The organism is Allobosea sp. 10L422, assembly GCF_056395345.1.
Genome location: NZ_JBFTJI010000001.1, coordinates 775,058 through 787,208, shown reverse-complemented (window position 1 = coordinate 787,208; position 12,151 = coordinate 775,058). Strand labels below are relative to the sequence as shown.

12 protein-coding genes are annotated in these 12,151 nt (G+C 66.6%); 8 read left to right on the top strand and 4 right to left on the bottom strand.

Annotation, left to right across the window (positions count from 1 at the left end):
* The first annotated feature begins 24 nt into the window (after positions 1-24).
* Entirely contained in the window at positions 25-372 is a 348-nt protein-coding gene (locus AC1DEZ_RS03685; protein WP_441512746.1) for a phasin family protein, read from the top strand.
* A gap of 145 nt (positions 373-517) precedes the next feature.
* Here AC1DEZ_RS03685 and AC1DEZ_RS03680 read toward each other — a convergent pair whose 3' ends face one another.
* Entirely contained in the window at positions 518-904 is a 387-nt protein-coding gene (locus AC1DEZ_RS03680) for an ACT domain-containing protein (RefSeq protein WP_476778670.1), read from the bottom strand.
* Between the two features lie 302 nt (positions 905-1,206).
* Here AC1DEZ_RS03680 and AC1DEZ_RS03675 point away from each other — a divergent pair, with 302 nt between their 5' ends.
* On the top strand, positions 1,207-2,736 hold the full coding sequence (locus AC1DEZ_RS03675; protein WP_476778669.1) for a UxaA family hydrolase: 1,530 nt from the start codon (positions 1,207-1,209) through the stop codon (positions 2,734-2,736).
* 22 nt (positions 2,737-2,758) lie between these two features.
* Here AC1DEZ_RS03675 and AC1DEZ_RS03670 read toward each other — a convergent pair whose 3' ends face one another.
* Positions 2,759-3,733 carry a VOC family protein gene (locus AC1DEZ_RS03670; RefSeq protein WP_476778668.1) on the bottom strand — a complete coding sequence of 325 codons (975 nt, stop codon included), beginning with the start codon at positions 3,731-3,733 and terminating at the stop codon, positions 2,759-2,761.
* A gap of 237 nt (positions 3,734-3,970) precedes the next feature.
* On the opposite strand from AC1DEZ_RS03670, the gene AC1DEZ_RS03665 reads away from it, so the two are divergent.
* A complete protein-coding gene (locus AC1DEZ_RS03665; protein WP_476778667.1) occupies positions 3,971-4,363 on the top strand; it encodes a hypothetical protein in 393 nt (130 codons plus the stop codon).
* A gap of 156 nt (positions 4,364-4,519) precedes the next feature.
* Here the strand turns inward: AC1DEZ_RS03665 and AC1DEZ_RS03660 are convergent, their stop codons facing one another.
* Positions 4,520-5,704: an aminotransferase gene (locus tag AC1DEZ_RS03660; RefSeq protein ID WP_476778666.1), complete on the bottom strand. Its 1,185-nt coding sequence runs from the start codon at positions 5,702-5,704 to the stop codon at positions 4,520-4,522.
* 107 nt (positions 5,705-5,811) lie between these two features.
* Here AC1DEZ_RS03660 and AC1DEZ_RS03655 point away from each other — a divergent pair, with 107 nt between their 5' ends.
* From AC1DEZ_RS03655 to AC1DEZ_RS03645, 3 genes are all read left to right on the top strand, one after another.
* Complete coding sequence (locus tag AC1DEZ_RS03655) at positions 5,812-6,567, top strand: SIR2 family NAD-dependent protein deacylase (protein ID WP_441512740.1); 756 nt, start codon at positions 5,812-5,814, stop codon at positions 6,565-6,567.
* A gap of 182 nt (positions 6,568-6,749) precedes the next feature.
* Positions 6,750-7,364, top strand: a complete 615-nt coding sequence (locus AC1DEZ_RS03650; protein ID WP_476778665.1) for a cold-shock protein — start codon at positions 6,750-6,752, stop codon at positions 7,362-7,364.
* 379 nt (positions 7,365-7,743) lie between these two features.
* A complete protein-coding gene (locus AC1DEZ_RS03645; protein ID WP_476778664.1) occupies positions 7,744-8,625 on the top strand; it encodes an HD-GYP domain-containing protein in 882 nt (293 codons plus the stop codon).
* Between the two features lie 4 nt (positions 8,626-8,629).
* On the opposite strand, the gene AC1DEZ_RS03640 is transcribed toward AC1DEZ_RS03645, so the two are convergent.
* Positions 8,630-8,980 carry a HesB/IscA family protein gene (locus tag AC1DEZ_RS03640; RefSeq protein ID WP_441512737.1) on the bottom strand — a complete coding sequence of 117 codons (351 nt, stop codon included), beginning with the start codon at positions 8,978-8,980 and terminating at the stop codon, positions 8,630-8,632.
* An 86-nt stretch (positions 8,981-9,066) separates the two neighbouring features.
* Between AC1DEZ_RS03640 and AC1DEZ_RS03635 the strand changes: the two genes are divergently transcribed.
* Positions 9,067-10,320 carry a deoxyguanosinetriphosphate triphosphohydrolase gene (locus AC1DEZ_RS03635; RefSeq protein WP_476778663.1) on the top strand — a complete coding sequence of 418 codons (1,254 nt, stop codon included), beginning with the start codon at positions 9,067-9,069 and terminating at the stop codon, positions 10,318-10,320.
* A gap of 34 nt (positions 10,321-10,354) precedes the next feature.
* Positions 10,355-12,121 (top strand): arginine--tRNA ligase, encoded by a 1,767-nt coding sequence (gene argS, locus AC1DEZ_RS03630; RefSeq protein WP_476778662.1) that lies wholly within the window; start codon positions 10,355-10,357, stop codon positions 12,119-12,121.
* Positions 12,122-12,151 lie beyond the last annotated feature (30 nt).

The following is a 12,151-nucleotide window of genomic DNA, read 5'->3' as shown; positions in this document are numbered from 1 at the left end:
CAAGGTGCCAGGGAGAGACGACCCATGATCCAGCAGTTCGAGACCATCCAGAAGGCTTCCAAAGAGAACGTCGACGCCGCCCTGAAGGCTTTCGGCGTCACCTCCAAGAGCGTGCAGACGATCGCCGTCGAGGCGACCGACTACGCCAAGAAGTCCTTCGAGGCCGGCACCGCCACGCTCGAGAAGCTCGCCGGCGTGAAGACTTTCGACAAGGCCCTGGAGATCCAGGCCGACTACTTCAAGACTTCGTTCGAGGGCGCGGTCGCCCAGCTCACCAAGATGGGCGAGCTCTACACCGCTCTCGCCAAGGACGCTTACAAGCCGTTCGAAGGCATCGTCGCGAAGGCTGTCCCGACCGCTCCGAAGGCGTGATGCCGGCAGGCCGCCGAAAGGTGGCCTGACCTTGAGCGAGTTTCGGTTGCGTATGGAGCCCGGTCGCGAGACCGGGCTTTTCTGTTGGGGCCGACGGGCTCGGCGTTACGGTGTGAATATCGGGCGTTCGCCGCCAGGCCCGGCATCAAGCTTCGAAAATATGGCCAGCGCGCTCGAGCAAGTTTTTGGATTTATCCCAATCGCCGCCGGGAACGAGGATATGCTCGCCGTCGAAGGTGCAAATCACGAAGACGCCGACGCCATTCGCGGAGAGGGGCGCAATTAGCGAGCGCACGATTCCGGTCGCGTTGAAGGGGATGGGGCCGATGCTGCGGAAGCAGCGCCAATTCAACTCGGCTTCGACTGTTTCGGGAATCCGCTCCTGCGGGCAGACAAGAGTGAGTTCGTCGCCGGCCCGTATCGCAGCGGAAAAGCCAGGGCCGTCGAACCAGTTCGGAAGAGGCGATGCGGCTCCAAGGCGCGCGACGCCGTAAATGCCGGAAACGCTGCGCAGCTTTACGGCAATCGACATCGTCGGACCCTCCGTCGCGGTCTTCGCTTCCGCCCATCCGCCGGCCTGGGAGCGGGCGTTGCCCCTGAGCCGGCGCTTTGATCCCTTCGCCGCGACATCGGGGGCGAGGCGGATCCCCTTGTCACGGAACAGATTTCAATCGGCAAGGCCATCCCGGCACATCGTCGGTCTCGCGGTGGCGGCCGATTGCGCAGGAGTGCATGCCGACCTTCTTTTTGAACCGATTGAAAACGCGGCCCGTTGGGCGCATCTCTAGGGGGGAATGCGCCGCCGTCGCGGTGCCGGAGGTTTCGGTTCTCGCCATGCTCGACAAATCAGTGCCGCCCCGCACGCTCAAGCTCAACGCCGCCGACAACGTCGTCGTTGCGGTCGACCCGGTCGATGCCGGCGTGACGGCGGCGGGCGTCGAGGCGCTGAAGCGGATCCCGCGCGGGCACAAGATGGCGATCACCCCGATCGCCAAGGACCAGCCGATCCGCAAGTTCGGGCAGATCATCGGCTTCGCGACGAACGACATTGTGCCGGGCGAATGGGTGCACGAGCACAATACGGGCTTCCATGCCTTCGATCGCGACTACGCCTTCAGCGCCGAGGCCAAGCCCGAATTCGTGCTGCCGGTCGAGCAGCAAGCGACGTTCGAGGGCTTCCGCCGGGCCAATGGCAAGGCCGGCACGCGCAACTATGTCGGCATCCTCACTTCGGTGAACTGCTCGGCCTCCGCCGCGCGCTTCATGGCCGAGGAGGTGAAGCGTTCCGGTTTGCTCGACGATTATCCCAATGTCGACGGGGTGATCGCGCTCACCCACGGCACCGGCTGCGGCATCGACTACAATGGCGAGAGTTTCGAGGTGCTGAAGCGCACCACCTGGGGCTATGCCTGCAACCCCAACATGGCGGCGGTGCTGGTCGTGGGCCTCGGCTGCGAGGGCTTCCAGATCAGCCGCATGAAGGAGGCCTATGGCGTCACCGAGAGCGACGTCTTCCGCACGCTGACGATCCAGGAGACGGGCGGGACGAAGAAGGCCGTCGCCGCCGGCATCGACGCGCTGAAGACCATGCTTCCGATCGCCAACAAGGCGGCGCGCGAGACAGTGCCGGCTTCCGAGCTGATGCTTGCGCTGCAATGCGGCGGCTCGGATGGCTATTCGGGCATCACCGCCAACCCGGCGCTGGGGGCCGCCGTCGACATCCTCGTCGAGCATGGCGGCACGGCGATCCTCTCCGAGACGCCCGAGATCTACGGCGCCGAGCATCTGCTGACGCGCCGCGCCGCGACGCGCGAGGTCGGCGAAAAGCTCGTCGGTATCATCAAGTGGTGGGAGGATTACACCGAGCGCGCCCGGATGAGCATGAACAACAACCCCTCGCCGGGAAACAAGGCGGGCGGGCTCACCACCATCCTGGAGAAGTCGCTCGGCGCTGCCGCGAAGGGCGGCACGAAGACGCTCTCGGCGGTCTATCACTATGCCGAGCCGGTGACGGAGAAGGGCTTCGTCTACATGGACACGCCCGGCTACGATCCGGTCGCGGCGACGGGGCAGGTGGCCGGTGGTGCCAATATCCTCGCCTTCACCACCGGCCGCGGCTCCGCCTATGGCTGCAAGCCGACGCCCTCGATGAAACTCGCGACCAATACGCCGATCTACGAGAAGATGATCGACGACATGGACATCAATTGCGGCGATGTGCTCGACGGCGTCTCGCTGGAGCAGAAGGGCCGCGAGATCTTCGAGAAGCTGCTCAAGGTCGCCTCGGGCGAGAAGACCAAATCCGAGCAGCTCGGCTATGGCGACGCCGAATTCGTGCCCTGGCAGATCGGCGCGACGATGTGAGGGCGGCCGGGCAGGGCTTTCCTCAGCCCTGCAGCAGCCTGACGCGCGTGCCCCAGGGGTCGAGGCTCTCGAACCCGCCGGAGAGCGGCGTTGTCGTGACGCCGGCCGCAGCGAGGCGGTCGGCCTGAGCGGCCATCAGCTCGCGCTTTTCCGCCATCAGCGAGAACCAGGCGAGGCCGGTGCTGCCTTCGTCGCGCGGCCCGGCGCCCGCGCTGTTCCAGGTGTTCAGCGCCAGGTGATGATGGTAGCCGCCCGAGGACAGAAAGCTCGCGGTATCGCGCCGGCTCGTCGGCGCCAGACCGAGCAGATCGCGATAGAAGCGGTCGCCCGCATCGACATCGCCGACGCGCAGATGGATGTGCCCGATGCGCAACCCGTCCGGCGCCTTGGCGTAGTCGGTTGCGCGCGTATCGGTGAGCGCCAGGATGCCGTCGACGTCGAGCCGGTGGGTGCCCATCACGACCCGGCCGTTTTCCCAGCGCCAGCCTTCGGCGGGGCGGTCGGCATAGACCTCGATGCCGTTGCCTTCGGGATCGTTGAGATAGACGGCCTCGCTGACGCTGTGGTCGGCGAAGCCCGTCAACGGCGTGCGGTTGCGCGCGACATGGATCAGCCAGCGCGCCAGATCGCGCCGGCTCGGCATCAGGAAAGCGATGTGGAAGAGCCCGGCGGCGGTCGGAGGCTCCAGCGCCGCATCCGGCCGCGGCTCCAGCGTGAGCAGGGCGCCTTCGCCGGTGCCGAGCGTGACGGAGGCGGCGCCGCGCGCCAGCACGGACAGGCCGATGACGTCGCGGTAATAGTTGGTCACACGCTCGACATCGCGCACCTTGAGCGCCGCGGCACCCACCCTGATCGGCGTCCTGCTTGCGAAGCCCGGCCCCGCTGCGGGTGCTGCGACCGGTCCCCCCTCGGCGCGGGCGGCGAAGGATGCGGCTGCCGCGAGCGAGGAGGCTCCTGCGAGCTGAAGCAGGGTGCGGCGGGTGTGGGCGCTGTTCATCGCTCGGCATGCTCGCACATTGGAGAAAACGTGCGGCTTCAAGGCCATGAAATTCCGCCCGGCGCATCTCACAAGCGCGTGGCGGATTGTCCGCCGATGATTTTCGGCAGGTCTCGCAGCAGGGCTGCGGCGATTTTTCGCGACGCCCTGAACCGGATCGGTTCAGGCTGCGACCAAGCAGCGGGCCGGCGCGACCGTCGAGGTGGGCCGGCTTATCTGCCATCGGTTGGGGACATCATGAAGACCGTGTTTCTCGTAACGATCCCGCGTGTTCTGCTCGGGCTGCTTTTCCTCGTTAGCGCCATCGACGGCTTTTGGTGGCTGGCGACCGGGACCAATCTCATTCATCCGCCGACGAGCGAACGCGGGCTCGCCTTCGAGGCGGCCCTTCAGAACTCGGGCTTCATCTGGCCGATGGTCAAGGTGGTGAACCTGGTCGGGGGATTGAACCTGCTGTTCAACCTGGCGCCGGCCTTGGGCCTCGCGCTGCTCGCGCCGATCATGACGGTGATCGTGTTCTTCCACCTCGTGCTGAACCCGCAGGGTCTTCCCATCGCGCTCATCATGACGGTGCTGGGCTTGCTGCTGGTCTTCGCCTATCGCGACCGCTACCGGGCGCTGTTCCGGTAGAAGCGGTCTCCTGTACGGAAGCTCTGGCCCATTCTCGCGTCATGGTCGGGCTTGGCCCGACCATCCACGTCTTCGTTCACAATATGCGGTGCCCAAGACGTGGATGCTCGCCACAAGGGCGAGCATGACGGGGCAACTGCGCTCCCGGCAAATCTCTCAGATCGAGAAGCCCTTGAGCCGGTCGCCGAGCAGGCCGATCCGCTCGGCTGCGACATTGGCGATCGCGATGCGCAGATGGTTTTCCTGCCCAGGCCCGAAATAGGGGCCGGGCAGGGCGAGGACGCCGCGCTCCTCTACCAGGCGGCGCACGACCTCGGCTGCCGGCGTGCCTTCGAAGGGGTGGGCGACATAGGCGAAATAGGCGCCTGCCGACAGCACACGCCAGTCGTTCAGCGGCGCCATCGCCCCGCGGAACGATGCCGCGCGGTCGTTGATCTCGGCGCGGTTGCGCTCGCGCCAGTCGCGGATGCCGTCGATGCCCCAGGTGATGGCGGTCTGCCCGGCTCGAACCGGGCTGATCTGCACGCAGTCGAGCACCTTGCCGATCTGGGTTAGGACGGCCTCTCCTGCCGTAATGGCTCCGAGCCGCCAGCCGGGAACGGCATAAGCCTTCGAGAAGCTGTAGAGACCGATCACTGAATCCTGCCAGCCGCTTGCGGTGAAGACCTCATGCGGCGTTGCGATAGTGGCGGGCAGGAAGTCGCGATAGGTCTCGTCGAGCACCAGCCAGATGCCGCGCCGGGCACAGAGTGCGGCGAATGCCGCAATGGTTTCCGGTGGGTAGACCGCGCCCGTCGGGTTGTTGGGCGTGACCAGCACGATCGCGCGGGTGCGATCGTCGATCAGCGCCTCTGCCGTCGCCGTGTCGGGGACGAACCCGGCCTGGGGTGCGCAGGGCAACGGGCGCGGCTCGATGCCTAGCATCGTCAGCGTCATCTCGTGATTGAAGTACCAGGGCGTCGGCAGCAGCACGTTGTCGCCGGCTCGGGCGAGCGCCATCATGGTCACGGCGTAGGCCTGATTGCAGCCCGAGGTGACGGCCACTTCGCCGGGGGCGAAGGGCGCGCCGTAGATCCGCGAAATCTCCGCCGCATAGGCTGCGCGCAGCGATGCGTCACCGGTGATGCTGCCATAGCGCGTGGCGGAGGCGTCCGCAGCCGCCTCGGCGAGCTTGTCGAGCAGCACCTGCGGCGGCGGCGAGCCGGGGACGGCCTGCGACAGGTCGACCAGCGGTCCGAAGCGCCCGTCATAGGCGCGCGCCCAGCCCTGGGCCTCGGGGATGGGCGGGGTGCCGGTGTCGATGAGATCGGGATTGAGCGGGGCGAGCAGGGGCGTCGGCATGATCCGACTGGTTTGCTGCCTGCGCCTCGTTGCGTCAATCGCCTTGGAAGCGTCGCAAGCGCGGCCCATATCTGGCGGGCTTCCAGTTCAACCGGGTGAGCGCAGCCATGCAGGACGAGACCGAGGACGCGATCGCCGAGCTTCATGCGATGCTCGACCGGGCCGACAGCATTCTCAGCTTCACAGGCGCCGGCATCTCGACGGAATCGGGCGTGCCGGATTTCCGTTCGCCCGGTTCGCCCTGGATGGTCAACAAGCCGATCCCGTTCGAGGCGTTCGTGCAGAGCCGCGAGGCGCGGATCGAGGCCTGGCGGCGCAAATTCACGATGGACGACCACTATCGCGAGGCCCGGCCCAATATCGGCCATCAGGCCCTGGCGAAGCTGGTCGCGGACGGGCGTTCCCCCGCCATCATCACCCAGAACATCGACGGGCTGCACCAGGCCTCCGGCGTGCCGGCCGATCAGGTGATCGAGCTGCACGGCAACGGCACCTACGCGACCTGCCTCACATGCGGCTGGCGCCATGAGCTCGCGGCGATCCGCCCGGCCTTCGAGGCGAGCGGCGAGCCGCCGAGCTGCATCATGTGCACGGGGCCGGTGAAATCGGCGACGATCTCTTTCGGCCAGGCGATGCCGCAGGAGGCGATGATGCGGGCGCAGGCGCTTGCGCTGGATTGCGACCTCTTCCTCGTCGTCGGCTCGTCGCTGGTCGTCTACCCTGCGGCGACGCTGCCCGTGATCGCGAAGCGGCAGGGCGCGAAGCTCGTCATCCTCAATCGGGAGCCGACGGAGCTCGATCCGATCGCCGATCTCGTCATCCGCGCGGAAAGCGGAGCGGCCCTGGGGCGGCTCGCCCCCTGAGTCGATAGGCTCGATAGGAGCCATCCGAGGCCGGTCCCGCATCCTGACGGGCGCGAGCGGCAGTTTCCGCACCATCGGAGCCCGCGGAGATGTGGACGACGGCGTGGGGGCTGTATACCGCATCCTTAGCGATGCTATCGTGGCTACACGAATCAAGCGTTGTGCGTGGGGGCGAGCGGCACATGTCCGACGAATTCGGTGAGAGCGGGCGGCCACCGATGGGTCCCATCCAGTCACTCAACCGCGTCATGCGGCTCGATGGGCCAAGCGGTCACGCTTCCGAGGTTCCGGTCGAGATTGCCGGCTACGTCAAATGGTTCGACGTCTCGAAAGGCTACGGCTTCGTCGTTCCCGAAACGGGCGGCGCCGATATCCTCGTGCATGTCACCATTCTGAAGCGCGATGGTTTCAATACGATAGCGGAAGGCGCTCGCATCGTGCTCGAAGCCGTCGAGAAGAATCGCGGGCGCCAGGCCGTGAGGGTGCTCTCGATCGACACCTCCTCCGGGCGCCACCCCTCCGAGATGCCGATGGCGCGCACGAACGTCGCGGTTACGCCGACCAGCGGGCTCGAGCTCATGGTGGTGAAATGGTTCAACCGGCTGCGCGGCTTCGGCTTCGTCTCAAAGGGCGAGGGCGCACCCGACATCTTCGTGCATATTGAGACGCTGCGGCGCTACGGCCTCGTCGAGCTGATCCCGGGACAGACAGTTCTGGTGCGCTACGGCCCCGGGCCGAAGGGGTTGATGGCCGCAGAGATCAGGCTCGAGCAGGGCGGTGCTGCCGTCTCGCATTGACGAACCGCTAAGCATGACGACGAAATCGGGCGCGTCGCCGAGCCGCTGTCGGCGACATTCCGGCCGATCGGCTTAAGCACGCAGTTCGCTTTTACGCTTCCTCAATCGACGCGCTTATGATGAGGCTTTCTCGGGAGGCCTCTCCATCCTCGTTCTCGTCAGCGATCACGACGGCCGGCGCCATTCACTGCAGCGTACGCTCTCGCTCTGGGGCGCCTGTTCGGCGTGCGGCCCGAGCGAGCTGGGCTCCGTTACGGCAAGCGGTCGGCTGCTCGTCGTCGATCTCGACCTGTCGAGCCGCGCCGCCATCGAGACGGCGCGTACCATCCTCGCACCCTATCGACTCGCCGGAGCGCCCTGCCTTTTCTTGCTGGGAGACATGTCGCCGCGTTCTCAGACGCAGGCTCACGCACTCGGTGCGCGCGAGGTGCTGTCCGTCGACGCGCCTCGCTCCGTTCTGCTGGACAGGGTCGGCCATCTGCTCGGCTCGGCCGCTCCGACGAGCACCGGCGCCGGGCTCCAGGGCCGTTTCATCGCAGCCTCGGCAGCCCTCGGCGATCTGCTCGATGCGGCTGCGACCGGGGGACATCTGCCGGCAGCGGCGATCAACGGCAGCGTCGAGGCGCTCAATCGTGCGGCGGAAGGCGGTGACCTCGATGCGTGGCTCGATCTCGTCTGGCAACATGACGACGCCACCTATCAGCATTGCCTGCTCGTCTCGGGGCTGGCGGCCGCTTTTGCGCACCGCCTCGGCTTCGGCGAGGCCGATCGACGGCTCATCACCGGCGCGGCCGTGCTTCACGACATCGGCAAGGCGCGGATTCCGCTCGCAATTCTGCGCAAGCCCGGCGGACTGACGGCGGAGGAGCGCAAGACCATCTGGCAACATCCGCAGATCGGCCATGACATGCTGGTCGCGCAGGGTGGATACGCGCCGATGATTCTGGCTGTGGTGCTTTCACACCACGAATACCTCGACGGATCCGGCTATCCGCAGGGACTGATTGGCGGCCAGATTCCGGATCCGGTTCGGATGATCACGATCTGCGACATCTATGCGGCCCTGATCGAGCGGCGCCCCTACAAGCCGCCGATGCCCCCGGAGGAGGCCTATGCCGTGCTGGTCGGGATGGCGGGAAAGCTCGATCGCGATCTGGTGCGGGTTTTTGGCGAAGTGATCGTCGCCGCCTCGGCCGCCCGCCTCGGACGGCATATCGAGACGAGGGCGATGCCGACGCGGCTGTCCGGAACCGCGGGCTAGGCACCTAGACGGCGAAGGAGGTTCCGCAACCACAGGAACTCGTCGCATTCGGGTTGGTGATGCGGAAGGACTGACCAATCAGGTCGTCGACGAAGTCGATGGTGCAACCCTCCAGCAGATCGAGCGAGGTCTCGTCGATCAGGACGGTCGCGCCGTCGCGCTCGATGACGAGATCGTCCGGCGCCCGCTCCCGGTCGACGTCGAAGATATATTGGAAGCCGGAGCAGCCGCCACCGGCGACGCTGACGCGCAGCATCGAGCCCGGCGGCTCCTGAGCCATCACCGAGAGAATTCGTTTCGCGGCATTTGCGGTGACCGCGATGCCGCGCGGGTTGACCGCAAGATCGGTCGACATGGGCAGATGCTCCTTGCACCCTGGTTGTCCTGAAAGGTAATGGCCCCGCAGCGCCTCTACAAGCACGGCGCCGCGACGGGGCTGCCATGCCGGATCCACAGAGCCCACCCTTCGGCTTTTCCTTCGCTGCCGGCATCGAGCCGGGAGAGCGCTGGCGCGCGCCTTATGCCTGCCGCTCCAGCATGAGCCGCGGGCGGCTCGTCGGCGAGCCGGCCTCCGCGACGCGCGGCGAATTCCAACGTGATCGCGACCGCATCATCCATTCGACCGCCTTCCGCCGGCTGAAGCACAAGACACAGGTCTTCGTGTCGCACGAAGGCGACCACTACCGGACCCGGCTGACCCACACGATCGAGGTCGCACAGATCGCCCGCGCCCTGGCGCGCGCGCTCGGCCTCGACGAGGACCTGGCCGAGGCGCTGGCGCTGGCGCACGACCTTGGCCATACGCCCTTCGGCCACACCGGCGAGGACGCGCTGGAAGAGTGCATGACCGGCTTCGGTGGTTTCGACCACAACGCCCAGACGCTCCGGATCGTGACGCGGCTGGAGCAGCGCTATGCCGATTTCGACGGACTCAATCTGAGCTGGGAGACACTGGAAGGCCTCGTCAAGCACAACGGCCCGTTGCTCGACCGAGAGGGCAGGCCGACGGCGCGTTATGCCAAGGCCGGCATCCCCATCGCGATCGTCGAGTATCAGCAGCGTCAAGATCTCTGGCTCGATAGCTATGCCTCGGCCGAGGCGCAGGCCGCGGCACTGGCCGACGACATCGCCTACAATGCCCACGACATCGACGACGGCCTGCGGGCCGGGCTGTTCGGCCATGCCGAACTCAGAGCCGTGCCGTTCCTGGCGGAACTGCTTGGCGAGATCGAGCGATTGCATCCGGGATTGGAACGGCCGCGCCTGACCAATGAGCTCGTCCGCCGGGTGATCACCCGATTCGTCGAGGACGTGATCCGGGAGGCGCAGGCGCGGCTCGTGGCGCTGGCGCCGGCCGACGCCGATGCGATCCGGCGCGCGGACGCGCCGGTCGTCGCCTTCTCGCCAGCGATCGAGGCCGCCGACCGCGCCATCAAGGGCTTCCTCTATCCCAACATGTACCGGCACCCGCGGATCGCGCCGATCCGCGAGCAGGCGGCGCAGGTGGTGCGCGAGCTGTTCGAGCGCTTCAGCGCCGATCCTGCTGCAATGCCGGAGGAATGGGCGGCGGGCTGCGACGGGCTCGACGATCACCGCCGGATGCGCCGCATCGCCGACTACATTGCCGGCATGACGGACTGGTATGCGCTCGACGAGCACCGTCGTCTGTTTGACGTTACCCCCCCGCTGCGATAGGGCCGGGCGGCTTTCCTCCGCATTCGTGGCCGCAATGAACCTGTTCGAGATCTATTCCGCCCGTCTTCACGCCGCGCTCTCGGCACTCGCCGAGCGAGGCTCGCTTCCGGCCGGCCTCAATCTCGCGCGCGTCGTGGTCGAGCCGACCAAGGATCCGGCCCATGGCGATCTCGCCACCAATGCCGCGATGGTGCTGGCCAAGGATGCCGGCACGAACCCACGGGCACTGGCAGCGCTGCTGGTCGAGGAACTGGCGAAGGACCCGGAGATCACCAAGGCGGAGATCGCCGGCCCCGGCTTCATCAACCTGACGCTGCAGCCGGCCGTGTTCACGGCGGTGCTGAAGGCGGCCATCGAGGCCGGGCTGGATTACGGGCGCGGCGCGCAGAAGCCGGAACCCAGGGTCAATGTCGAGTATGTCTCGGCCAACCCGACCGGGCCGATGCATGTCGGCCATGGCCGCGGCGCCGTGTTCGGCGACGCGTTGGCGAGCCTGCTCGCCTTCGCCGGACATGACGTCACGCGCGAATACTACATCAACGATGCCGGCGCGCAGGTCGACGTGCTCGCCCGCTCGGCGTTCCTGCGCTACCGCGAGGCGCTGGGGGAGGATATCGGCGCGATCCCGGAAGGGCTCTATCCCGGTGATTATCTGATCTCGGTCGGGCAGTCGCTGGCCGACCGATACGGGCCGGCGCTGCGCGACAAGGCCGAGTGGGACTGGCTCCCGCTCGTCCGGCAGGCCGCGATCGACGGCATGATGGCGATGATCCGCGACGATCTTGCTGCGCTCGGCGTCGTCCACGACCTCTTTTTCTCGGAGCGCTCGCTGCAGGGCAGGGACGGCGATGTCAACGCCGTGCACCAGACCATCGAGGATCTGCGCTCGCGCGATCTGGTTTACGAGGGCCGGCTGCCGCCGCCGAAGGGGCAAAAGGACGAGGATTGGGAGGATCGCGAGCAGACCCTTTTCCGCGCCACCCGGTTCGGCGACGATGTCGACCGGCCGCTGCTGAAGTCGGACGGCAGCTACACCTATTTCGCCAACGACATCGCCTATCACCGCTCGAAGTTCGTCCGCGGTTTCCCGGAGATGATCGACGTCTGGGGCGCCGACCATGGCGGCTATGTCAAGCGCATGCAGGCGGCGGTGAAGGCGGTGACGAACGGGCAGGGCTCGCTCGACGTCAAGCTCTGCCAGCTCGTGCGCCTGCTGCGCAACGGCGAGCAGGTGCGCATGTCCAAGCGCTCCGGGGATTTCGTCACCCTGCGGGAGGTCATCGACGAGGTCGGCCGCGACGCCGTGCGCTTCATGATGATTTTCCGCAAGAACGACGCGACGCTGGATTTCGACCTCGCCAAAGTGGTCGAGCAGTCGAAGGACAATCCGGTCTTCTACGTCCAGTACGCGCATGCGCGCTGTGCTTCGATCTTCCGTCAGGCGCGCGAGGTTTTCCCCGATCTCGATCTCTCGCCGGCGGCGCTGGCCGGAGCCGATCTCTCGATCCTGACCGACGAGGCCGAGGTCGGCATTCTCAAGACGATCGCGGCCTATCCGCGAATCATCGAGGGAGCGGCCGCGGCGCACGAGCCGCATCGCGTGGCATTTTTCGTCCACGAACTGGCGAGCGCTTTCCACTCATTGTGGAACAAGGGCAAAGACTCGCCGCAATTACGATTCGTTAATCAAACTGATCGAAAGTCGACCTTGGCGAGATTGGCGTTCGTGCACGCAGTGCGCAGCGTCCTTGCTTCCGGTCTGGCTGTCGCCGGAGTTGCGGCGCCGGAAGAGATGCGCTGACGGAGATTTCCGGCGGCGCGCACGAGGTCA

Coding starts and splice junctions, on each gene's coding strand:
- AC1DEZ_RS03660 (WP_476778666.1), bottom strand. CDS start 5,704: ATGCCGACGCCCCTGCTCGCCCCGCTCAATCCCGATCTCATCGACACC.
- AC1DEZ_RS03670 (WP_476778668.1), bottom strand. CDS start 3,733: ATGAACAGCGCCCACACCCGCCGCACCCTGCTTCAGCTCGCAGGAGCC.
- AC1DEZ_RS03635 (WP_476778663.1), top strand. CDS start 9,067: ATGCCGGATCCACAGAGCCCACCCTTCGGCTTTTCCTTCGCTGCCGGC.
- AC1DEZ_RS03665 (WP_476778667.1), top strand. CDS start 3,971: ATGAAGACCGTGTTTCTCGTAACGATCCCGCGTGTTCTGCTCGGGCTG.
- AC1DEZ_RS03685 (WP_441512746.1), top strand. CDS start 25: ATGATCCAGCAGTTCGAGACCATCCAGAAGGCTTCCAAAGAGAACGTC.
- argS (WP_476778662.1), top strand. CDS start 10,355: ATGAACCTGTTCGAGATCTATTCCGCCCGTCTTCACGCCGCGCTCTCG.
- AC1DEZ_RS03640 (WP_441512737.1), bottom strand. CDS start 8,980: ATGTCGACCGATCTTGCGGTCAACCCGCGCGGCATCGCGGTCACCGCA.
- AC1DEZ_RS03675 (WP_476778669.1), top strand. CDS start 1,207: ATGCTCGACAAATCAGTGCCGCCCCGCACGCTCAAGCTCAACGCCGCC.
- AC1DEZ_RS03655 (WP_441512740.1), top strand. CDS start 5,812: ATGCAGGACGAGACCGAGGACGCGATCGCCGAGCTTCATGCGATGCTC.
- AC1DEZ_RS03645 (WP_476778664.1), top strand. CDS start 7,744: ATGTCGCCGCGTTCTCAGACGCAGGCTCACGCACTCGGTGCGCGCGAG.
- AC1DEZ_RS03680 (WP_476778670.1), bottom strand. CDS start 904: ATGTCGATTGCCGTAAAGCTGCGCAGCGTTTCCGGCATTTACGGCGTC.
- AC1DEZ_RS03650 (WP_476778665.1), top strand. CDS start 6,750: ATGTCCGACGAATTCGGTGAGAGCGGGCGGCCACCGATGGGTCCCATC.